At 69.8% G+C, this 21107-nt stretch carries 19 protein-coding genes; 10 read left to right on the forward strand and 9 right to left on the reverse strand.

Annotation, left to right across the window (positions count from 1 at the left end):
* Nucleotides 1-37 precede the first annotated feature (37 nt).
* Nucleotides 38-661 carry a TetR/AcrR family transcriptional regulator gene (locus H6726_26025; GenBank protein MCB9661133.1) on the reverse strand — a complete coding sequence of 208 codons (624 nt, stop codon included), beginning with the start codon at nucleotides 659-661 and terminating at the stop codon, nucleotides 38-40.
* Nucleotides 662-757: 96 nt separating this feature from the next.
* On the opposite strand from H6726_26025, the gene H6726_26030 reads away from it, so the two are divergent.
* The 3 genes from H6726_26030 (at nucleotide 758) to H6726_26040 (ending at nucleotide 4052) form a co-directional block, all read left to right on the forward strand.
* Complete coding sequence (locus H6726_26030) at nucleotides 758-1783, forward strand: 1-acyl-sn-glycerol-3-phosphate acyltransferase (protein MCB9661134.1); 1026 nt, start codon at nucleotides 758-760, stop codon at nucleotides 1781-1783.
* A gap of 53 nt (nucleotides 1784-1836) precedes the next feature.
* Nucleotides 1837-2586 carry a class I SAM-dependent methyltransferase gene (locus H6726_26035; GenBank protein MCB9661135.1) on the forward strand — a complete coding sequence of 250 codons (750 nt, stop codon included), beginning with the start codon at nucleotides 1837-1839 and terminating at the stop codon, nucleotides 2584-2586.
* Nucleotides 2587-2717: 131 nt separating this feature from the next.
* The gene (locus H6726_26040; protein ID MCB9661136.1) at nucleotides 2718-4052 is read left to right on the forward strand and encodes a hypothetical protein; all 1335 of its coding nucleotides are present in this window, start codon (nucleotides 2718-2720) and stop codon (nucleotides 4050-4052) included.
* Nucleotides 4053-4151: 99 nt separating this feature from the next.
* On the opposite strand, the gene H6726_26045 is transcribed toward H6726_26040, so the two are convergent.
* On the reverse strand, nucleotides 4152-4805 hold the full coding sequence (locus H6726_26045; protein ID MCB9661137.1) for a lysoplasmalogenase: 654 nt from the start codon (nucleotides 4803-4805) through the stop codon (nucleotides 4152-4154).
* Nucleotides 4802-6646: a long-chain-acyl-CoA synthetase gene (locus tag H6726_26050; GenBank protein MCB9661138.1), complete on the reverse strand. Its 1845-nt coding sequence runs from the start codon at nucleotides 6644-6646 to the stop codon at nucleotides 4802-4804. The genes H6726_26045 and H6726_26050 overlap by 4 nt, the downstream gene beginning before the upstream one ends.
* 198 nt (nucleotides 6647-6844) lie before the next feature.
* Here H6726_26050 and H6726_26055 point away from each other — a divergent pair, with 198 nt between their 5' ends.
* Both H6726_26055 and H6726_26060 read left to right on the forward strand, forming a co-directional pair.
* Nucleotides 6845-7231, forward strand: coding sequence for a hypothetical protein (locus tag H6726_26055; GenBank protein ID MCB9661139.1), 387 nt, complete (start codon nucleotides 6845-6847; stop codon nucleotides 7229-7231).
* Nucleotides 7231-8232, forward strand: a complete 1002-nt coding sequence (locus H6726_26060; GenBank protein MCB9661140.1) for a Rieske 2Fe-2S domain-containing protein — start codon at nucleotides 7231-7233, stop codon at nucleotides 8230-8232. Before H6726_26055 ends, H6726_26060 begins: the two co-directional genes overlap by 1 nt.
* Before the next feature lie 43 nt (nucleotides 8233-8275).
* Here H6726_26060 and tsaD read toward each other — a convergent pair whose 3' ends face one another.
* The 3 genes from tsaD to H6726_26075 all read right to left on the reverse strand — a co-directional run bounded on the left by tsaD (nucleotide 8276) and on the right by H6726_26075 (nucleotide 12855).
* Entirely contained in the window at nucleotides 8276-9340 is a 1065-nt protein-coding gene (gene tsaD / locus H6726_26065; GenBank protein MCB9661141.1) for a tRNA (adenosine(37)-N6)-threonylcarbamoyltransferase complex transferase subunit TsaD, read from the reverse strand.
* Entirely contained in the window at nucleotides 9337-9939 is a 603-nt protein-coding gene (locus H6726_26070; protein MCB9661142.1) for a hypothetical protein, read from the reverse strand. Before H6726_26070 ends, tsaD begins: the two co-directional genes overlap by 4 nt.
* 72 nt (nucleotides 9940-10011) lie before the next feature.
* Entirely contained in the window at nucleotides 10012-12855 is a 2844-nt protein-coding gene (locus tag H6726_26075; GenBank protein MCB9661143.1) for a protein kinase, read from the reverse strand.
* Nucleotides 12856-13055: 200 nt separating this feature from the next.
* Between H6726_26075 and H6726_26080 the strand changes: the two genes are divergently transcribed.
* Nucleotides 13056-13802 (forward strand): hypothetical protein, encoded by a 747-nt coding sequence (locus H6726_26080; GenBank protein ID MCB9661144.1) that lies wholly within the window; start codon nucleotides 13056-13058, stop codon nucleotides 13800-13802.
* A 45-nt stretch (nucleotides 13803-13847) separates the two neighbouring features.
* Here H6726_26080 and H6726_26085 read toward each other — a convergent pair whose 3' ends face one another.
* A complete protein-coding gene (locus H6726_26085) occupies nucleotides 13848-14186 on the reverse strand; it encodes an SCP2 sterol-binding domain-containing protein (GenBank protein MCB9661145.1) in 339 nt (112 codons plus the stop codon).
* 194 nt (nucleotides 14187-14380) lie between these two features.
* On the opposite strand from H6726_26085, the gene H6726_26090 reads away from it, so the two are divergent.
* Genes H6726_26090 through H6726_26100 form a run of 3 tightly spaced genes read left to right on the forward strand, consistent with a single transcriptional unit; the run spans nucleotide 14381 to nucleotide 17717 of the window.
* Nucleotides 14381-15781: an FAD-dependent oxidoreductase gene (locus H6726_26090; protein ID MCB9661146.1), complete on the forward strand. Its 1401-nt coding sequence runs from the start codon at nucleotides 14381-14383 to the stop codon at nucleotides 15779-15781.
* A gap of 24 nt (nucleotides 15782-15805) precedes the next feature.
* The gene (locus H6726_26095) at nucleotides 15806-16924 is read left to right on the forward strand and encodes a 4Fe-4S binding protein (protein ID MCB9661147.1); all 1119 of its coding nucleotides are present in this window, start codon (nucleotides 15806-15808) and stop codon (nucleotides 16922-16924) included.
* Nucleotides 16925-16946: 22 nt separating this feature from the next.
* On the forward strand, nucleotides 16947-17717 hold the full coding sequence (locus H6726_26100) for a hypothetical protein (protein MCB9661148.1): 771 nt from the start codon (nucleotides 16947-16949) through the stop codon (nucleotides 17715-17717).
* On the opposite strand, the gene H6726_26105 is transcribed toward H6726_26100, so the two are convergent.
* Both H6726_26105 and H6726_26110 read right to left on the reverse strand, forming a co-directional pair.
* Nucleotides 17714-18313: a TetR/AcrR family transcriptional regulator gene (locus tag H6726_26105; protein MCB9661149.1), complete on the reverse strand. Its 600-nt coding sequence runs from the start codon at nucleotides 18311-18313 to the stop codon at nucleotides 17714-17716. The genes H6726_26100 and H6726_26105 overlap by 4 nt on opposite strands.
* A gap of 157 nt (nucleotides 18314-18470) precedes the next feature.
* A complete protein-coding gene (locus H6726_26110) occupies nucleotides 18471-19988 on the reverse strand; it encodes a DUF4403 family protein (GenBank protein ID MCB9661150.1) in 1518 nt (505 codons plus the stop codon).
* 271 nt (nucleotides 19989-20259) lie between these two features.
* Here H6726_26110 and H6726_26115 point away from each other — a divergent pair, with 271 nt between their 5' ends.
* A complete protein-coding gene (locus H6726_26115) occupies nucleotides 20260-21069 on the forward strand; it encodes a kinase (GenBank protein ID MCB9661151.1) in 810 nt (269 codons plus the stop codon).
* Nucleotides 21070-21107: the final 38 nt, after the last annotated feature.

The raw sequence follows: 21107 nt of genomic DNA on the forward strand, positions 1-21107 counted from the left end.
GGAGACGGCGGTGATGAGAGGTGAACGGGTGGGTCGCTCAAGGAGGGGGCAAGAGCGTGCTCAGCGCGAGGGCCACGAGGTGCTCGGCGACGGCCGCGCGTGCGGCCTCCGCGTCGTGCGCACCCGTGGACGCTGCGAGCTCGGCCTCGCCGCTGATGGCGTAGCGACCGACGAGGAACACGAGGCTCTGCAGCGGGAGCCGGAGCGCGGGAGCCGGGACGCCCCCGTAGCCAGACAACAGCGAGGAGGCGGCGTCCAGATAGGGAACCAGCAGCTGCTCGCGGTGGCCCGGATCGATCTCGCCAGACTCCAGCACTCCGCGCAGCGCAAAGCGTGCGGCGTCCCGATGTTCGCACGCGAAGCGGAACGCCATCCGCACGGCCGCGTCGACCGCAGCGCGGGGGTCCTGCGCGCGCAGGAACAGGGGGGCCAGGTGGCCTCGCAGCTCGGCCAGCTCGGCCATGGTGGTGGCGCGACAGGTGTCGAACAGCTCGTCCTTGCTGCCGAAGTAGTGGTTGACCATCCCGAGGCTGACGCCCGCCTCACGGGCGATGTCGCGCACCGAGGTCTGTCCCCGGCCGACATCGGCGAAGAGACGCAGCGCGGCAGCCAGGATGCGGGCCCTGGTGGCTTGGGCGTCGGCGTTGGCGGGTCGAGCCATGCGGGTGAGAGTAATCGAACGTTCGTATGATAGCAAGAACTAATCATACGTACGATTCATTTTCTCGGAAGTGGGTGATTGACATCACAGACCAGCATGCGAGCGTTCGGCCAGATGCTCGACCTCGCCCGCTTGAAGCGAATTCGCCTCACTCCCGAGCCGCTCGGGCAGCGTCTGGTCGGCGGCGTCCTGCTCCACGCCAACTACAACGTCCCGCCCGGAAACGTGCGCATCGACGTCGAGGGGCTGGAGCGTATCCCCCAGGAGCCGGTCATCTTCGCGATGAACCACACCGACAAGTACAACTACTTCCCGTTCCAGTACTACCTGTGGAAGCGCACCGGACGCCTCACCGCGACCTGGGTCAAAGGCAAGTATTACGAGAGCCGCGCGGTAGGCTCGTTCATGGAGTGGACAAACCAGCTCCCGACGGTCTCTCGGGGCTACATCATCGCTCGAGACTTCCTGAGCACCGTCGGACGCAAGCCCACGGTGCCCGAGTATGACGCGCTGCGGCATTGGGTCGATGACGCGGCGGCCATCGATCGCCAGCCGGGCCCGACGCCTGCCGTCGAGGTCCCCTCCGAGCTGCTACGCCAGGCTCGCAGCGTACTCGGCTGCCCCTTCGAGCCGTCCCAGCACAGCTACGCGGAGGCCGTCAACGCCACGTACGCCGCGATGATGCGTGAGTTCATCGGGCTCCACGAGCAGGCCTTCGGCTGTGGCCTCGACCTCCTGATCTTCCCCCAAGGCACCCGCTCGGTGGCGCTGACTCGCGGGCACGTCGGCTTGGCCCAAGTGGCCCTGCGCTACAAGAAGACCGTCGTGCCCATCGGGTGCAGCGGCAGCGACCTCCTCTACCCCGGGGAGAGCCCCTGGGCCAAGCCCGGACACGTTCGTTACCGCATCGGCGAGCCAATCGCCTACGGGGCCGTCCCCGACTGCACGATCGACGTGCCCTACGAGCCGTTCACGCCAGCCGCAGAGCACGCCCACCGCGCCGTGTTCCAGCGCCACGTCGACTTCGTCATGGACCGCATCAACGACCTGCTCGAGCCGCGCTACCAATACGGCGGCGACCCCGAGGGCACCGTGGTCGCAGGCACGGAGCGCTTCCTCTGAGCGCGCAGCAAGCCGAGCTGTACGCGCTCTTGCACCGCGGCACGGAGGGCGACGTGGACTTCTATCGGGGGGTCTGCGTGGGCGTCTCTTCCGTGCTGGAGCTGGGCGTGGGCTCGGGGCGCATCGCGGCGGCGCTCGCGCGTGACGGTGTGAGCGTCGTGGGCGTGGAGCGCGACGAGGACGTCGTCCGGCTGGGCCGACGGCTGCATCCGTCCCCGCGCATCGAGTGGATCGTGGGGGACATGCGTGACGTCCAGCTGGGGCGGCGCTTCGAACGCATCCTGCTGCCGTACAACGGGCTCTTCACCCTCGCGACCGACGACGACGTGCACGCGTGCTTCGAGAACGCCGCGCGGCACCTGACGGACGATGGGTACTTCGTGTTCGACTTCTGGGTGGCAGACCCGTTCCACGAGCACGGCGAGGCAGACCCGGACGGCGGCGACGACCTCGACGAACGAGATGGTGGCGGCGATGGCGATGGCGATGGCGATGGCGGTGATGAGCCGGTCGCCGAGATCCGCTACGAAGGACGCGACTACGACGTCTACGAAGCTACCCGCTGGGACCGCGCAGCGCAGCGTGTGGACGCGACGTACCGCTTCGTTCCTCGTCGTGGAGGTGAGACGCTGCGCAGCGAGGTGATGAGCCGCTACGTACTGACGAAGCAGCTCGAGCCCCTGCTGCATGCTGCCGGGCTCGAGCCGCTGGTACGCCACGGCGACTTCGACCAGAGCGCGTGGGACGAGGACTGTGAGCGCATGATCGTGACGGCGCAGCTCCGTCGCCCCGATCGCGCGTGAGCCGACCAGACTTCGCAGGCGGCGCGAGCCGTGGCGGCGCCGTGAGGTCGAGAGCCCCGCGTGTCTCCGGCGACCCCAGCATGAAGTGATGCGCCAACGCGCAGACGCTGATGGTACCCTCGGCGAAGCACATGGACCTGCTTCACTACGACTCGCAGCCGACGCACGTCGTCGGCATCATCGGTGGCGCCGTGGCCGGCTCGGAGGCGGCGGCGCTGTGCGCAGCGAAGGGCGCCATCGCGGTGGTCTTCGAGCAGGGCGCACGCCCCTACGGCAAGATCGAAGACGGTTTGCCGCGCTGGCACGACAAGCTGCGCCAAAAGGAGTACGAGCGGATCGACGCGAACCTGACGCGCGAAGGGGTGTACTTCGTGCCAAACACGAAGATTGGGCAGCACGTCGAACTGGCGACCCTGTGTCGCGACTACGGGCTCAGCGCCATCCTCTTGGCAAACGGCGCCTGGCGCGACCGGCCGCTACCCATCGATGGCATCGACGCGTACGTGGGGCGCGGCCTGCTCTACCAGAACCCGTTCGTGTACTGGTTCAACCACTATCACGAGACCGAGTACGACGGCCCGCGCTACGAGGTCGTTGACCGCGCCGTGGTGGTCGGCGGCGGGCTCGCGTCGGTCGACGTGGTGAAAGTCATCAACCTGGAGCTGTACGCCGCAGCCCTCCGCGAGCTGGGCCACGAGGTGGACCTGACCGAGCTGGAGGTCAAGGGCATCCCCAAGATCTGCGAGGACCACGGGGTCGACCCGGCGTCGCTCGGCATCCACGGCGCGACCTTGTACTACCGCCGCAGCATGGAGGAGATGCCCGTCGCGACCGCGGACGATCCGTCGCCCGAGCAAGAACTGAAGCTGCGCGCGGCCCGCGTGAAGATCATGGAGCGGGTGATGCGCAAGTACCTCGTCCACTTCGAAGGGAACGCGGCCCCCGCGGGCGCCCTCACGGCGGACGGTCGTCTCACGGGCCTGCGCTTCAGCCGCACGGAGGTCGTCGACGGTCGCGTCCGTGTCATCGAGGGCGCCGACTTCGAGGTGCAGGCGCCGTTGGTGGTGTCCTCGATCGGCAGCGTGCCAGAGCCGCTGCCGGGCATCCCCACGCGAGGCGAGCTCTACGACTATGCCGACTGGAAGACGGGCGCCGTGCGAGACAGGCAGGGCATCTTCGGGCTCGGGAACGTGCTGACCGGCCAGGGCAACATCAAGGACAGTCGGCAGAACGCCCTCGAGATCAGCGAGCAAGTGGCGAGCGCGTTCTTGGGCGTGGGTGAGGCGGGCGACGAAGTGACCCGCGGCGTGCGGGTGGACGTCGAGCCTGCGGTGGAGGCTGCGCTGCACGGCCGCACGCTCGGCGCGGACGAGGTGCGCAAGGTGGGAGCGCTCGTCAGCGAGCGTCATGTGGCCGTCGGGTACACCGACTACCGTAGCTGGATCGGCGCACACCGACCGGGTTGAGCGCAGCCAGGGTCCGGCTACCCGCGCGTCGCCCGGGCGGTAGCGAGGGGTCGGGCGCTCCTCGGTGCGGGGCCACGCCGCGTCGGGCGCGCGCGTCGCTCAGGGTGGGGTGGAGAGCGCCACGGTGAACGCGAACACGAACTGCGCCAGATAGTAGAGCGGCAGGCCCCAGAGGCGGTTGCCAAAGCCCGCACCGAGGAACCGATCACGCGCGACGGAGATGTCGGACCCGTAGAAGGCAAGCGCCCCCAGGGGCACGGCCAGCTGACCGTTCCGGCCGAAGTGACCGACAGCGAGCGCCACCATCAGCGAGATGATCGCCATGTAGGCCAGCACGGGACCGCGCATGGTGTCCTCGACGTGACGCAGGATCCACGTGCCCACCGCGAGACCCACCAGCAGCATCACGGCGACACCACCACCGAACCACACGGCGTCGACCCCGCCCAGCACGAAGGCCGCCGCGAAGGCGATGTGCGCGAAGAGAAAGCTGAGCAACCCTGCCAGAAAAGGCCCCCGCGAACGCCACATGAGGAACACGTCGCCGAAGAACGAGAACACGAGCGCCGTGAAGAGCGCGACGTGGAACGCGCGGCCGTAGACCTGTCCCGTGAGCGCGACCCCGAGGAAGCCGATGGACGCGAGGGGCTTCGACAACAGGACCTGCCGCGTCCGCTCGCGCCTCTCGCCGTGCAGCACCAAGGCGAGCGCGACGCCGCTCACGAGCGTGAACAGCAGCGCTGCTGTGTTCAAAGTCGGACCTCGCCCCGCCCGATCCCCTCCCAGAGCTCGCTCGTGAGCGGCACGTACGCGTTGTCCTGCAAGAGATAGAGCGGGTCGGACACGACGCTCGGATCTGCGCCCTCGTGCTTGAGGTGGTTCTTCTGCACCTTGAACGTCCCGGTCGTCTCCATGGCGCCCAGCACCCGTACGAAGCGCGGGCGCGCGTAGCTCGGGAGCGCCTCGGCCTCCTTGCACAGCTCAGCGAGGTCCACCTTCTGCCCAGGCTCCGGGACGACAGCGACGAGACCGCACGCGCCCTCCTGGTTTGGGATGCGCACGCCGACCACGGTGGCCTCGGCCACGCTCTTCGCCTGCGCCAGCACGTCGGCGACCTCGGCGGTGGAGACGTTCTCGCCACGCCAGCGGAAGGTGTCGCCGATGCGGTCGACGAAGTAGTAGAAGCCAAGCTCGTCGCGGCGCAGCAGGTCACCCGAGCGGAAGTAGCGGTCGCCCCGCTCGAACACGTCCGTCAGCACCTTCTTGCGCGTGGCCTCTTCGTCCGTGTAGCCGCGGAACTCGGTCGCGGGGGTATTGATGACACCCAGCTTGACCAGGAGCTCGCCCGGCTCGCCGGGGGCCGCGGGCACGCAGAAGCCCTGAGCGTCACGCACGTGTTCGTCGGCCTCCACGTCGTACTTCGCGAGCGTCATCCAGCCCATCCCGTTCATGGGCATGCGGCCCACGGCGCCACGCTTGCCGCTGAAGTTGAGCAAGAAACCGGGGGCCTCGGTGGCGGCGTAGAACTCGCGCACATCCGCGATCCCGAAGCGGTCCTGGAAGGGTCCCCAGACGTCCGGCCGCAGACCGTTGCCGACCGCCACGCGCAGCGTGTTGCCGTGCTCGTCCGGGTGCTCGGGGGTGTTGACCAGGTAGCGGCAGAGCTCGCCGATGTAGAGCATGGCCGTGGCGCGGTAGCGCTTGACGTCGCTCCAGAAGTTCGTTGCGCTGAACGTGGCGCGCATGGCGCAAGGGACGCGCCCCACGATGCTGGCGCCGATGCCGATGATGAAGCCGCTGGCGTGGTAGAGGGGCAGCACGCAGTAGAGCTTGTCGCCGGGCTTCCAGTCGAACATCAGCGGACCGAAGGCCGACGCGGCGGAGAGCGCGCGTCCGTGCGAGATGCGGCAGGGCTTGGGGAGACCTGTGGTGCCCGACGTGTAGATGTAGATGAAGTCGTCGTCCACGTTGAGCTGGGCCGGCGGGAACGGCGCGGCGGGCGCCTGCTCCAGCTCGGTCTCGAGCGCCCCGCGCCCGTAGGTGACCACGTCCAGCTCCGAGAGGTCGTCGCGCTCCGACAGCGCAGCGGCCAGGGGCGCTTCGCACAGGACCACGCGCGCCTTGCTCACCAACAGCGCGTGCGACAGCGGGCGCCCGCGCAGGTTGCTGTTGATCATGGCGGTCGTGGCCCCGGCGCGCGTTGCCGCCAGCACGATGGCCACGTACGTGGGAGAGTTTGTGCCCACCAGGGCGAGCACGTCGCCCGGACGCACGCCGTGGGCGCGCAGCACGTGGGCGATGCGCGAGGTCTTACGCTCCAGCGCGCGCCACGTCAGCTGCTCGTCGCCCATCTCGAGGGCCAGGTCGAGCGGCGCTTCCTGGGCGTTCTGCTGCACGACCTCGAGCAACGTGGTGCGCTCCCCACGGCGCATCTGCACCATGAACGGCAGCGTGTGGCGCGCGGCTCGCGGCAGGAGGGCCAGCTCCGCGCGTACCGAGTCGCGCCACTCCGCGTGGGCGGCGTTCTGGGCCGCCCCCTTCATGACATCCGTGACGTTCTGGAGGAAGGCAAGGGGGCTGAACGAGCTACTCATGCGCGGGAGGATACGCCAAGCGGCGGCGTTCGGGCCAACCGACGCGCGCGCCGGCGCGCCTCGGGCACGCGCAGCAGAAATGGCGGTCCTTCGATGCCTGCTGGGCTACACTTCCGACGGAAGCACGGGCACCAAGCGCCCCGCCGCCTTCACTCCCGACGAAGTGGCCCTACACTCGGGGCCACACGGAGACGACCGATGCCGACCTGGTCCGATGTTCAAGAGTACGCGCGCTCCAAGTACGAGCTCACGGAAGACAATGAAAACAGCTTCAAGCTGATCTTCGAGTACCAGAATGACCGCCTGCAGGCCGTCATCGTCTCGCGCTTCGAGGCCATGGGCCGGGAGTGGGTGGACTTCGCGTCGGCCTGCGCCAAGCGTGAGGACCTCGACCCCGAGGTGGCCCTGCAGCGCAACTTCGGCTTCGCCGTCGGCGGGCTGTGCCTGGACAAGGGCGTCTACGTGGTGCGCTACAGCGTGCAGCTGGACACCATGGACATGGACGAATTCGAGCTACCACTGCACGTGGTGGCCCGCACCGCCGACAAGCTGGAGCAAGAGATCACCGGCAAGGACGAGTTCTGATGAGCGAGCAGCGCTTCCCCTTCAGCGGCATCCCGACGGGATGGTACATGGTCGGCACCAGCGACGAGCTGAAGCCCGGCGCCGTGCTCACGCGCAAGTACTTCGGCACCGAGCTGGTGCTGTTTCGGACGGAGAAGGGGGTCTTCCGCGCGAGTGACCCGTTCTGCCCGCACCTCGGCGCGCATCTGGGGCAAGGCTCCGTGTGTGGTGAGGAGCTCAAGTGTCCGTTTCACGGGTTCAGGTTCGACACCGACGGGAACTGCACCGGCACCCCGTACCCGGGCGGGCGCCCCCCGCGCAAGGCCAGCCTGCGGCTCTACCCCACGCGGGAGCTGAACGGGATGCTGCTGGCGTTCTACGACGCGCTCGGCCGCGAGCCCACGTGGGAGGCGCCTGAGCTGGACACGGGCGTGTCCCCCGGCTTCCGCTGGAACAGCTTCGAGCTCAACAGCCACCCACAGGAGACCAGCGAGAACAGCGTCGACATCGGACACTTCGCCATCCTGCACGACTTCATGGAGCCGCGCTCCGAGGGGTCGCTCGAGCTGGATGGCCCGCTGCTGCGCACGAAGTACAGCGTGAAGCGGCGTCTCGACTTCCTGGGCATGCCCAATCGCGGGCTGGGCGCCAGCTTCAACGTCTTCGTGTACGGCCTCGGCTACTCGCTGGTGGAGGCGCACATCCCGCACGTCAAGCTGGACCTCAAGTTCCTCATCATGGCCACGCCCATCCACGACTCGCGCATCCACCTGCGCGTCGGGGCCACCACCAGCCGGTATGCCGTGCCCGGCTTGACCCAGCTCGCGCAGCGCATCGCCCTGCACTTCCTCACGCTCGAGGTCTCGGCCGACGTGCCCATCTGGGAGGCCAAGCGCTACGAGGCGAAGCCTGCCCTCGCGCAGGGAGACGGAGAGATCGCGGCCTACCGCCGCTGGGCCGAGCAGTTCTATCCGCCGACGGAGGGCGGCAAGGGCAAGGTCGCCCTGCCCGTCGCGTCGTAGGTCGCCGTCCGAGCGCGACGATCGCCGAGCGTGGGAGGCCGCCTCACCCTGGGCGATTGAGCGTTCCGTCGGGGCGGAAGCGGCCCCGCGCGCGCGCCTTGTCGCGCGTGAACGACTGCAGGTCGAGGCCATCGCGCTCGCCCCGCATGAGGCGCATGGCGCCAGCGTAGGCGATCATCGCGGCGTTGTCCGTGCACGACGAGCGCGGAGGCACGTGCACCGAGACACCCGCGCGCGCGCCCAGCCTGACGGCGGTCTCGCGCAAGCCGCGGTTGGCCGCGACGCCGCCCCCGAGCACCAAGTTGGACACGCCCTCGGCCTGACAGGCCGCGACCCCCTTGCGCGCGAGGGTCTCCACCACCACGCGCTGGAAGGAGGCGCACGTGTCCGCGAGGGCCTGGCCGGTCGGGACGCCTTCGAGCTCGACGCGCCGCGCAATCGCCGTCTTGAGCCCCGAGAAGCTGAACTCGAGTGAGCCCCGTTGGGCCATGGGCATGGGCAGCGAGATGGCGTTGGGGTCGCCAGTGGCGGCGAGCCTATCCACCGCAGGCCCGCCCGGGTAGCCCAAGCCCAGGAGCTTGGCGCACTTGTCGAACGCCTCCCCCGCTGCGTCGTCGCGCGTTTGGCCGAGCAGCGTCGTCTCGAGGGGGGCGTCTACGCGGTAGAGTGCGGTGTGGCCGCCGCTGGCGAGCAACGCCACGAAGGGGTACGGGGGCGGATCAGGGTGCGGCCCTTCGCCCCGGCGCAAGTAGACGGCCAGCAAGTGACCGTCCAGGTGGTTGACCCCCACGAACGGCTTGCCCGCGTCGAACGCGAGGGCCTTGGCGAACTGGATGCCCACCAGCAGCGCGCCCGAGAGCCCAGGGCCGTTGGTCACGGCGACCGCGTCGACGTCGGCCAGCCCCCCGGGGAGCACGGCGAGCGCCTGCTGCACCACGGGCACGATGCTCTCGAGGTGCGCGCGCGAGGCGATCTCGGGCACCACGCCTCCATAGGGCGCGTGCAGCCGCACCTGGCTCGCCACCACATCGGACAGCACTTCGCCATCGCCTCGCACCAGCGCAGCCGCGGTCTCGTCGCACGAGCTCTCGATGCCGAGGACTATCACAAGCGCTTCCGCTCCAGCGAGAACACACCGAAGTAGTCACAGCCGCCGGCCGCGATCTGGTCACAGTCGTTTGGGTCGCAAGCGTTCTGGCCCGAGCCTGCGATGATGCGCACCTCCACCCGCTCGGAGCGCAACAGCGACACGAACGCCATCACGTCGCGGCCCGCGAGCGGGCCGCTGATGGGCGAGAGGGAGAAGATGTAGTTCTTGACGCGGCCGTCGCCGGGGACCTCGAAGCGTGAGAGCTGGTCGTGCTGGAGCGCCTCGATCGCGATCAGAGGCACGTTCGTGAACGTCGGTTGGCCACAGGCCTCGCCCGACGAGGACAGCGAACCGGCGACGGCCTGGACGTTCTCGGGATCGAAGGTCATGTGCAGCTCCGTCTCGGCGCCGAAGCCGCGACGGATGAACGAACACCGCGCGAGATCGTCGCAGTCCCGGTCGTCCGGGCCGAAGACAGGCCCGACCAGCTCGTGCTCCACGCCGGTGTCGAAGCCGTCGAGCTGGACGCACCCCACCAGCCCCAGCAGGCAGACGGCCGGGGCGAGCAACGACGACAGCGAGGCGCGGAGCTCGTGACGGGGGTCGTTGGCGGGCACGGCGGCATGGTAGCACCCCGCGGCCTCACGCCACCAGCGGAGCCACGTGCGTCGCCCTCGGGTCAGGGCGCGCTACAGCGAGGCCGCGAAGCCCGCGTAGCGGTAGACGCCGTCGGCGTCGCCAGCTTCGGCTGCGAGGCGCCCCGCTGCGCGAAAGCGCGAGACCGCCGCGTGCGCGTCACCACGCTTCGACTCGAGCACGCCGAGCACCCCGAGAGCGCGGGCCGAGAGGGCGGGCAACGAGGCCGCGCGCGCCAGCTGCTCCACATCCGTGAGGCCGAGGATGGCCTCCGCCACGTCCCCGTGGTCGGCCTGGGCTTCGCTCAGCTCGAGCCTCGCTCGCAGCACGACGGCAGGCGCGGCGTTCACTTCCGTGAACAGCTCGACCGCACGGCGGAAGGCGATCACGGCATGCGTGGCGTTGCCGTCGGCCCGACGGATGCGGCCGATGGTGAGCTGCACCTCGGACTCGATCTCCGGATTCACGCCGGCGACGCGCTCCAGCGCAAGCCCGCAGTGACGCATCGCGTCGCGTCCGCGCTCGCGCCGCAAGGACACGCGCGCGAGGTCCACCAACATACGGATGTGCTCGGAGCTGGTGGGGGCGACCAGGTCCAGCGCCTCGCGCAGCACGCCGTCCGCGCCAGCCAGGTCGCCCACCAGCTCGAGCGCGCGCCCGAGCTTTCGGCTGAACGTGACGAGCGCGGCGTCCATCATCATGTCACCCGTCTCGAGGACCTCGCGGCGCGCCACCTCCAGCGCGCGCCGATAGCCGAGCACCGCGCCCACACCGTCGCCGCGGGACAGCGAGGCGTCCCCCATGCGCTCGAGCACCATCAGGCCCATCATGGCCTCGCCCGTGCGATACGCGTGCTCTGCCAACACCTCGGTGGACGCACCCGAGGCCTGACGCATGGCGAGCGCCGCGCGATGTAGCTCGCGCCGAGCCTCTGCGGGGATGAACGCCTCCGCCAAGTCCCGCACGAACGGGTGCGTAAAGCGGACGGTGTCCCCGTCTCCCTGCGCCAACAGGCCCGCCTGCACGAGCTCGCCGAGCCCCGCGTGGTGGGCCGCCTCCGTGATGCCCTGCAGCTCCGACGTCTCGCACTCCGTGCCGAGCACGGCGGCGGCCTGCAACATGCGGCGCGCCGAACCGCCGATGCGATCGAAGCGCAAGCCTACGGCGTCCGCCAGTCGGGGAGGCAACACCTCCTCGTTCTTGTTGGCCCCCAGCGCGAGGATCTGCTCCAGGTAGAGGGGCAACATGCGCTTTGCAAGCGCCCCCTCCGAGGGCCGCGCGGGTCCCACGGGGGCGGAGGCCTTCCCAGCCAGGAACAGACCCGTCTCTTCGACGTCGAGCCCGCGGAGCACGATGGGCTCGGGATCCCCGTAGCGCTCGCGGCCGATGGTGACGAGCAGCGAGGACACGCCCTCGAGCGCGGTCGGAAGCGACGCCGCACAGAGCTGTGTGAGTCCATCGCAGCGCTGCAGATCGTCGATGACCAACATGGCGCGCCGCGCGTTCTGACGCGACATCGAGAGCACCAGCGCCGCCGCCACCGCCGCCGCCGCCGCGCCGCTGCGCCCCGCGTTGTCCGCTCCCGGGAGCCCCTTGGGGTCCAGCACGTCGTCGATGCCCGCCTGCGCCAGCGCGTCGAAGCCGTTCCCCTCGGTAGCCAGCTCGCGGAACCGCTCTTCGGGCACCCCGAGCAGCGTCTTCAGCAGCGCGATGACGCCGTGATAGGGCACCGGCGCCCCGCTGGGATGCGCGCCGCCGACCGCGATGACCACGTCGCCTCGCTCGGCGAGCACGCGCCCCGCCTCTTGGACGAGGCGCGTCTTGCCCACACCAGGCTCACCGTCGATGCGTGTCCACAGCGTCCGGCCCGTCGCCCGATCGCACATCTCCACGAGCCGCGCCAGCTCGGTCGCCCGGCCCACGAGCGGCCGCTGGTCGAGCAGAACGGGGTAGAACGAGCGACGCGACGTGCGCGGTGGCGTCACTGCGGGAGGACCCAGGTGGCTGGGCATGCGTGCGCCGCACGCCCCGCAGAAGCGCATACCAGACGGATTGAGCTCGCCGCACGCGCCGCAGCGCGTGGAGCCCTTCATCGACTTGATCTCTTCCATGGCGGCGCGCAGCGCCTCTTGCATGGCGAGGGCGTCAGGGAACCGGTCGTCGGGGTCTTTCTCCAGCGCGCGGAGCACGATCTCGGCGAGCGAGTCGGGGATGCCGCGATGCGGCACCACCTCACGCGGGTCGGGCACGGGGTCGTTCAGGTGACGCAGCACGACCTTGGTGGGCGTGTCGTCGATGAACGGGAGCTGATCGCACAGGAGCTCGAACAGCATCACACCCAGACTGTAGAGGTCCCCGCGCCCGTCTACCGCGTCCCCGCGGCCTTGCTCTGGCGACATGTAGTCGGGCGTACCGCACACGAGTCCGGGGCGCGTGATGGACGTCTCGCCCCCCACGATGGTCGCGAGCCCGAAGTCGACGACCTTGACCAGGTCGCTGCCCGAGCGCGTGCGCGTGAGGATGATGTTCTCGGGCTTGAGGTCCCGGTGGACAATCCCCAGCTGATGCGCTTCCCCGAGCGCGTCGAGCACGGCGATGAGGATGTTGCACACACGCCGGAACGGCAGCGGGCCCTCCTCGTGCATCACCAGCGAGAGGTCGCGCCCCGTGAGGTGCTCCATCGCCAGATAGAGGATGCCGTCCTCGGTGCGACCGAAGTCGATGATGCTGACGCTGTTCGGGTGGTTCAGGCGGCTGGCGGCGCGCGCCTCTTGGTAGAAGCGGGCCACCGTCTGATCGTCGCCGAGCAGATGCGGGTGGATGACCTTGATGGCGACCGTGCGGCCGAGCGTGCCCTGCTCGGCGCGGTACACGCGGCCCATGCCGCCAACGCCCACGATCTCCTGAAGCGTGTACGAGCCACCGACGGTGCGACCGATCAGCGGGTCCGAGGAGCCCGAAGAGCTTTCGTCCGGTAGGCGAGCGCCACAAACCGCACAAAATCGGTCGGATTCATCGGCGGCCGTACCGCAGTGCTGGCAAACTCGCACCGGCGGAGGATATAGGATGTGGTTCGAACCTCAAAGAAATCATGTAAATGCCCGCCCCCACCGTAGCTGACCCGGCCGTCGCCTCTCCCCGCATGGAGGCCGCCGCGTTCCGCCGGCTCGCCGTGTTCGCGTCCGGCACGGCCTTCGCGCTGGCAGCCGCGCTGCCCGGCGCGCTCACCGCTGGGGTCAGACCGCCCCACGCGCTCGGCCTGCTCGCGCCGCTGCTGCTCGTCGCGCTGTTGTGGACGCCCGCGACGCGCTCCGCGCTCGGCCTCTTGGTGCTGTACCCGCTGACCGTGGGCGCATCCGCCGCGTGGAGCCAAGGCGCGACCCCGTCGGCGCTTGCCGCGGTGATGATCGCGGGCACGTGGGCTGCGTACGCGACCCTGGCGCTGCGTCACCTGCGTCCCGCTTCGACTTGGACCGTTGCCCACCACGCCATCGTGGATGCACTACCGGCCCCCCCGCCGCGCCAGCGCATCACCCGGATCGCCTATTGGAGCGTGCTGCTCGCCGGCGGCCTGATGTTGGCGCTGGTCGCGCCGATGCTCGGGTCGGACGCACGCTACCGCGCCACTTGGGGCGACGCCGCCCTCGGCGCCAGGCTCTTGGTCGCAGTGGTGGGCGGCGCGACCGCCGTCGGTTCGGTAGGCGCCATCGCGGCCAAGGGGCTGCGGCAGCGCCCCGCCGACCCCACGCAGACGCTCACTCGCACTCGCCGACGAGCGCTGCTCTACCTCGTCGCGGCTGCCGCGTTCGGTGGCGTCGCGTGGGCCATCGGGCTGCGAAAGTAGCCACGCGTAGGGAGGCGCGCCCGTGGACCGGGCGCGCCGCAGACATCACTGCGCGAGCTTCATGAGCTTGGGCAGGTTCATGGCGAGGTTGAGATCACCGTCGATGGTGATCTTGCCACCCATGAACGCCGCCATCGGGTCGAGGGAGCCGTCCAGCATGGACAGCCAATCCTCGCTGCTGACCGTGATCTTGGCGCCAGCGGCGTCGTTGGGCTCGCGGCTGAGGAAGTCCGCGGTGCGACCCGACGAGAGGTCGAGCACGTACACGCCCTCTTCGGCGCCCGTGATGTTGAACTGGAAGATGGCGTCCGCCTCGGTCGCGGCAGCGGGGTTGGCGGTCGCGGCGGCGCTGACCTTCTCGAAGAACTCGTTCACTGTCGTCATGGGGCACTCCTCAGTCGTTGCTTGAGACTGTTGGGGAAGGGGTCACCGCGACGCTTGGTGCTGATGCGGCGCGGCGAGAGGTTTGTAACTGATCTCGGCCCGCCACGCCCCACAAAAAGTGAATGACGATTCAGTCGCACCGATTGTGGGACGTGCGGCTAACGACGCGACGGACGAGCGCATAGGATGGCGCGATGCACGTGGTGATCGTGGGCAACGGGGTGGCAGGCATGGAGGCGGCGCTGACCGTGCGTGCGCTCGACCCGCACGCGAAGGTGACGCTGGTCTCGGAAGAGTCGGACCACTTCTTCTCGCGTACGGCCCTCATGTGGGTGGCCTCGGGGCAGATGAGCCACCGCGACATCGAGCCGCTCGAGCGCGACGCGTACCCACGCCGCGGCCTCGAGCGCCTGCGTGCACGCGCCGTCGGCGTCGACGTCGAACGCAGCGGCCTGCGACTCCTCGGTGGAGAGACCCTCTCGTACGACCGGCTGCTCATCGCGTGCGGCTCACGCCCACGTCCCGGGCCGTGGCCCGGCAGCGATCTGCGTGGCGTCGGTCACTTCGTCACGCTGCAGGACCTCGAGTGGTACGAGGCCGAGCTGCACGGCGGGCCCAGCCACGCGGGTGGCCCGCCTCGCGCAGATCAGCACCTGGCTGCGTGTCCCCCCGACTCGCCGTATCGTCGCCGTGAGGTCGCTGCGCGAACGCGGGGGTCCCTGAGCCAGGCCCCCGCCGTGATCGGGGGTGGGCTGATCGGCATCGAGGCCGTGGAGGTCGCGCACGCGAGGGGGCTGCACCCGCGCTTCTTCATCCGCGACGAGTGGTTCTGGCCGATGGCCATCGACGCCGCCGAGGCGGGATGGATCACGGAGCGCATGCGCGCCCATGGGGTCCACGTGCACCTCGAGCACGAAGTCGAACGCTTGGAGGGCGACGCCCACGGCAACGTGGCGCGCGTGGTCACCGACCGCGGGAGCTACGACGCAGACTGCGCCGTGATCGCCATCGGCGTCGTCCCGAACACGGCGTGGCTGTCGGGGTCCGGCGTGGCACTCGACCACGGAGGCGGCGTCATCGTGGACGCGCAGCAGCGCACGAACGTTCCGAACGTGTACGCCGCGGGCGACTGTGCCTCGGTGCGCTGGGTCACCGGCGCGCAACGCCCCGAGCAGCTCTGGTACACGGGCCGCGACCAAGGGCGCGTGGCGGCGCGCGCCCTGCTGGGGGACACGGGGCCCCGCGCGACCTACGCGCGCCCCACCTGGTACAACAGCGCCAAGCTGATGGACATCGAGTACACGACGGTCGGGCTCGTGAACATGCAGCAGCCGGGTGAGCGCGAGTGGTTCTTCGAGGAGCGCTCGGACGTGCGCAGCACCACGCGCATCGTGTACACCGACGCGGGCGTGATCGGCTTCAACATGCTGGGCCGGCGCTGGGACCACAGCGTGCTCGCCGGCTTCATCGACCAGGGGCGCTCGCTCACGTACGCCCTCGAGCACCTCCACGAAGCGGCGTTCGACACGGAGCTCGTGCCGCCCCTCGTGCTCCCCAAGGAGCGCGGCCCACACCCCGAGTTCCAGGCCCATTAGGCGCGGGGCGAGAAGGGAAGACCGATGGACCTCCAAGGACAGAACGGGCTCCTCTCCACCTACCGCGAGGGCTACCGCGCGCGGGGGCCGCTGGCGTGGCTCGTCGCCGCCTCGCTCGTGGGGTTCTACACGGTGCTGTACTGGGAGGACCGGCTGAGCGCGTCCCTGGGCCGGCCGTTGACGACGGTCGCCGAGGCGCTGCATCTGCGCAACCGCTGGTACCTCTACGGGTTCCTGTACTGCGTCGCCATGCTGGCGGGGGGCGCGTACTACCTGCGGAGGCACGGGAACAGCCGCTACAACCGCGTGCGCATCGCGGTCAACGTCACGGTGCAGGTGGTGCTCGGGTTCACCCTGCCCTTCGTCATGCCCCTGTTTGATGGGCCCGAGTTCTACTTCAGCTACTTCTGGCCGCTGAAGTACGACTACCTCTACCCGCAGACGCTCGTGCAGCTGCCCACGTACCTGTCCGTCTACGCGGTGCTCGGCAGCGTGGTGGCCGCGCCGGCGCTATCGTACTTCTTCGGCAAGCGCTGGTACTGCTCGTGGGTGTGCGGCTGCGGCGGGCTGGCCAACACCTTCGGCGACCCGTATCGACACCTCACGAGCAAGTCCAGCGCCGCGTGGCGCTTCGAGAAGGTGTCCATCCACACGGTGCTCGTCATCGCTCTGGTCGCGACGGCGCTCGTCGCCGCGGACTTCTTCTGGGGCGAGTCGAACCCTCGACTCCACGCGCTGGCCACGGGCGGCCCGCTCTCGGTCAAAGAGTTGTACGGCTTCGTGGTGGGCTCGGTGCTCGCGGGCGTGGTCGGCACCGGGCTCTACCCCCTGCTGGGGCCCCGCTCCTGGTGCCGCAATTTCTGTCCCATGGCCGCGCTGCTGGGGCTGGTGCAGAAGCTCGGGCGGTACCGCATCACGGTCAAGCCCGACATGTGCATCTCGTGCGGCAACTGCAGCACCTACTGCGAGATGGGCATCGACGTGCGCGCCTACGCCCAGCGCAACGAGAGCTTCACGCGCGCCAGCTGCGTGGGCTGCGGCATGTGCGCGCACATGTGCCCGCGTGGCGTGCTCAAGCTGGAGAACAGCACGGCCCCGCGGCGCACGGAGGGTGCACGGAGCTTGCCCATCGTGTCCGGCTGAGAACGTCGGTATCCTCGTACGCATGACGCCTCCCGCTCTGGTCGTGCGCACCGCCACACGTGCTCCCACGGTGCACCGCCCCGCGGCGGGCGCCCGACGCTTCGCCGGCCTCTGGGTCGTGGTGGCGCTCAGCATCAGCGCACCCTCACTCGCGTGTGGTGGCAGCGCGGTCGAAGGCGGAGGCGGAGACGAGCCAGGCGCCACGGGCGGCGAGCACGCATTGACACCGACGGGGCCGGACACGGATGGCGACGGCACGCCGGACGCGCTCGACCGCTGCGTCGAGGAGCGAGGCGAGGCGGTCGCAGGCGGCTGCCCACCGTACGACGCCGACATGGACGGCACCCCCGAGGCATGGTCCGAGTTCGCGTGCCGCGCGCGCGAGTGCACGCAGTCGTACTGCATCCGCGAGGCGCCCGCGCTCCCGGTGCTCTACTTCCCGCGCGGCCGCGTGGCCGGGCTGACCTCGCAGATCCCCGCGCTCGCCGCCGCCCTCGGGGAGCGCGGAGACGCGTACGTCTCGGGGCACAGCAGCCCGGACGAGCCGCCCGAGCTGGGTCGCGAGCGCGCCGAGTGGGTCATCGCCCGTCTCGCGGCGCTGGGCGTCGACACGGCGCGCCTCCAGGCGGTGGGCTTCGGGTCGCACTGGGCGAAGGTGGACGCGCCACAGGGGATGAGCGAAGCCGACGCCGACCGGCGCGTCGAGGTGATCGCGACCTGGTACGGCCCACCAGGTTGCACCTCACATGCCGTCCCAGCGGACAAGTGCCCGGTGCCCTGCACCCGTCGCTAGCGCTCTGTCCCCTGCAGGGTGGGCCTCTTCGGGAGGTGGCGGAGCCCCATCCAAGCGAGCGCCCCCATGTGCTTGGCGACGTCCTCGATGGGGGGCTTGCGTGCCTCGGTCCACCACTTGCCGACGAACGTGACCATCCCCACCAGCCCGTGCGCGTAGATGGGCGCTGCCTTCGGGTCGTAGCCCGCGTCGGCGAGGGACTTGACGAAGACGTCGCCCACACGCTCGGCCATGTCGTTCAAGAGGCTGCTCATCGTGCCCTTGTTGGACGTGAGCGGCGAGTCCTGGGAGAGCACCGCGAAGCCGTCCGGGTGGTCCTTCACGTAGCGCAGGAACGCCAGCGACGCGCACTCCACGCGCTCCCGCGGCGTGCCGGTCGAGATGGCATCCGTCAGGCAACGCACCACGTAGTCCATCTCGCGGTCGACGATGACCGCGTACAGCCCTTCCTTTCCCCCGAAGTGCTCGTAGACGATGGGCTTGGATACCTTGGCGCGTTTGGCGACCTCTTCGACGGAGGTTCCGTCGTACCCGTGGGCCGCGAACGTCGCGCGCCCCACCTCGATCAGCTGCGCCCGTCGGTCGCTCGACGACATGCGTCGGCTGCGATTGGTCATGGCGCCGAGCGTATGCCTGCGACGCGTCGAGCGCCAGCGATGTGAGCAACTCGGATGGGCGAGGGCGACGCGCCGAGTCCAGCGCCCAAGCCCCCCCGGGACCCACGCGCTCCAGGGCGCGCGCGCACGGAGAGACTCAGTTGGCGACCGTACCCTCGGCGGGCACGAGGTCCAGACGACGCCCGAAGAGCGAGACGTCGGCGGTCACGGTACCGTCCGCCAGCCCGACGATGACGACGGCGTCGTCGCTCACCAGGATGGGGCCGATGTCCACACGGGCGAGCGCGACGTGCAGGGTGAGCTGATCGGAGACGACCAGGTTCGCCGCGCTCTCGTTGACGGCCGCGAGCGTGCTGTCGAGCGACTCACCGACGTTGAACTCGAGCGCCGCCTGAACGCCCGCGAGGAAGTCGTCGTGCATGGCCCAGTTGGCCATGCGCAGGAGCACGTTGCGCGTGTCGAGGTCGTAGGCCACCTCCTCGAAGCGCAGCACGCGCGTGCCCGGGTCGTAGCGCGGCACGCCGAGCATGTGCAGCGTCCCCTCGGCGGACCGCAAGAAGCCCTTGTGCGCGTTGATGCCGCACAGGATGTGGACGCGTCCGTCCGATGCACCGCGCAGCTCCACGCTCGTGATGCGGATGGTGGCCCCCGAGTCGAGCACGCGCTCGCTCCCCACCAGCTCGGCGCGCGCCTGAGCGGTCAGCTCGGAGAACGGCACCTGCATGGGCACGCTGAGGTGGAACGCGTTGCCCATCTCGGTCACCTCGCGCAGCGCTGGGAGGGGGGGGATCTCGGGCAACGTGGGGGGCGAGCCCATGTATGTGCGGACACGCGCGGCGACGCCCAGACCGAACATGAACGACCCGGAGTCCATCCGCGGGCGGACCCACTGCACCTCGACTGGCTGCAGCTGCATGTACACCGCGGGTGAGTCGAGCACCTGGATGGGCTGCAGCACGCGCGGCCACAGCCGCTGCATGCGTCCACGCAAGTCCAGCGCCGCACCCAGTCGCTCGTCCAGGATGTCGCGCAGCGAGTTCACGTAGGGCCGCAGCTGACCGTCCAGCAGGCGACGCACATCGAAGCGCGCGGGACCGATGCCCACGTCCGCGTTGGCAATTTGGTAGTCGATGGTGGACTCGCTCTGCGCCTCCCAGCTCTCGTTCGCGGTCAGGGCAGTGTCGATGCGGATGGCGAAGGAGGTCGTCGCGCGCTCCGTGTGCCCCACGGGAAAGCCCAGCACGCGCGTGCTCACGGTGGCCTCGATGTCGAGCGTGAGCGGGATGATGACTTGGAGGCGCCCCTGCGTGGCCAGCAGGATGCTGTTGCCCGAGCGCGCGAGCCGGAACGAGCCCGTCAGCCCGGACGCGATGGTGATGTTGCGCAGTGCCGCGATCTCCGTCGGCAGACTCTCGCTGAGCAGCCGATTCAGCTCTTGGAAGTCGACCGGCACGACCAGCTGGACCGTCGACGTCTCGACGTCCACCTCCGCGGGCATCTGCGTCAGTGGGGACGCACCCGCCGGGGGCACCGGATACAGCTGGCTCACGCACGCCGACAGGGGCGCCCAGAGGAGCAGGAGCACCAGCACGAGCGGGAGCGAGCGGTGTTCACCGTCGAACGAAGGGGAGCGGGGAGCGCGATCGGTGTGCATGGCGTGGTCTTACTCCGGGCGCGGGGGCGATGACAAACCAGAACGACGAGGAGGCTCGGTCGGAGCGCACCTCCGCGCACGCACCGTGCCCGCCGTCCCCCAGCAGCCCCTTCGAGAACTGCCAGCCGTGGGAGTCCACGCACAGGACCGTGCTACCGTCGCCCCTACGATGAACGCCACCGCTGACGCCACGCTCCTGCGCGCTGCCGAGGCCGCCGCGGCGGAGCTGACGGGCCTCGACGAGGCCGCCCGGGAGCGCTTCGCCCACCGCCTGCTCGCGCCCGTCGCCAGCCACGCGCTGCACCGCCATGCAGCGGGCGAGCGCGTGCTTGGCATCTACGGCGCTCAAGGGAGCGGCAAGTCCACCTTGGCCGCAGGCCTCGAGGCCCTCCTGCGCGAGCACGCGGGCCTGCGGGTGGCGAACCTCTCCCTCGACGACTTCTACATGACGCAGGCGCACCGCATGCGCGTGGCAGCGCGTCTGCATCCGCTGTTCGAGACTCGCGGCCCGCCCGGAACGCACGACGTCCCGCTGCTGCTGCGCACGCTCGACGCGCTGCTCGCGCCTGCGTCAGATGGCGCCGTCCAACACACGGTCCCCGTGCCGCGCTTCGACAAGGGGGCCGACGACCGCGCACCCGAACCCGACGGGCTGCCCGCGCCAGTCGACTTGGTCGTGCTCGAGGGCTGGTGCCTCGGCGTGCCAGCGCAACCGGCCGAGCTACTGACGACCCCATGCAACGACCTCGAACGGCAGCGCGACGCGAGCGGCCGCTTTCGACGCTGCGTGAACCACCGCTTGGCACACGACTATGCGGCGCTCACCCAGCGCGTCGGGTGGCTCCTCGCGCTCTTGGTGGACTCGTTCGAGACGTCGTGCGCGCAACGGCTCGCGCAGGAACACCGACTGCGGGCGCGGACAGGCCGAGGCATGTCGGACGCGCAGGTGGCCGAGTTCATGCAGCGCTACGAGCGCGTCTCGCGTTGGGCGTTGGACACCATGGCAGAACGCGCGGACCTCTGCGTGCGTGTCGGCCGGGACCACGCGCCGCGGCAAGACGTCCCGTGGTTGTCCGCGTGAGACGGCCGAAGCCGCGTTCTTGCACGAAAGGTGCGCGC

This window comes from Sandaracinaceae bacterium (assembly GCA_020633055.1).
In the GTDB taxonomy this organism is placed as follows: Bacteria; Myxococcota_A; Polyangia; order Polyangiales; family Houyiibacteriaceae; genus JADJJE01.